1 protein-coding gene and 1 pseudogene are annotated in these 877 nt (G+C 51.8%); both read left to right on the top strand.

Going from position 1 to position 877, the window contains the following annotated elements; all coding sequences use genetic code 11:
• Positions 1–15 precede the first annotated feature (15 nt).
• On the top strand, positions 16–720 hold the full coding sequence (locus tag ABD841_RS40530; RefSeq protein ID WP_344982402.1) for an IS6-like element IS26 family transposase: 705 nt from the start codon (positions 16–18) through the stop codon (positions 718–720).
• 61 nt (positions 721–781) lie between these two features.
• Positions 782–877 (top strand): annotated as a pseudogene (locus tag ABD841_RS40525) (PAS domain S-box protein); the annotation flags it as partial.

Genomic DNA, 877 nt, shown 5'->3' with positions numbered 1-877 from the left:
GTGATGGAGCAGCACATGAACCCATTCAAAGGCCGGCATTTTCAGCGTGACATCATTCTGTGGGCCGTACGCTGGTACTGCAAATACGGCATCAGTTACCGTGAGCTGCAGGAGATGCTGGCTGAACGCGGAGTGAATGTCGATCACTCCACGATTTACCGCTGGGTTCAGCGTTATGCGCCTGAAATGGAAAAACGGCTGCGCTGGTACTGGCGTAACCCTTCCGATCTTTGCCCGTGTCACATGCATGAAACCTACGTGAAGCTCAATGGCCGCTGGGCGTATCTGTACCGGGCCGTCGACAGCCGGGGCCGCACTGTCGATTTTTATCTCTCCTCCCGTCGTAACAGCAAAGCTGCATACCGGTTTCTGGGTAAAATCCTCAACAACGTGAAGAAGTGGCAGATCCCGCGATTCATCAACACGGATAAAGCGCCCGCCTATGGTCGCGCGCTTGCTCTGCTCAAACGCGAAGGCCGGTGCCCGTCTGACGTTGAACACCGACAGATTAAGTACCGGAACAACGTGATTGAATGCGATCATGGCAAACTGAAACGGATAATCGGCGCCACGCTGGGATTTAAATCCATGAAGACGGCTTACGCCACCATCAAAGGTATTGAGGTGATGCGTGCACTACGCAAAGGCCAGGCCTCAGCATTTTATTATGGTGATCCCCTGGGCGAAATGCGCCTGGTAAGCAGAGTTTTTGAAATGTAAGGCCTTTGAATAAGACAAAAGGCTGCCTCATCGCTAACTTTGCAACAGTGCCCTTTCGACTACCTCCCCTCAAAGCCATATCACGTACGTTAATCCTGACTTCATTAAAATCAGTGGTTTCACTGAGGAAGAACTATTAGGCCAGCCTCACAACATC

The sequence above is a fragment of the Streptosporangium fragile genome (genome assembly GCF_039534445.1).
In the GTDB taxonomy this organism is placed as follows: Bacteria; Actinomycetota; Actinomycetes; order Streptosporangiales; family Streptosporangiaceae; genus Streptosporangium; species Streptosporangium fragile.
This window is presented reverse-complemented; position numbering and strand designations above follow the sequence as displayed.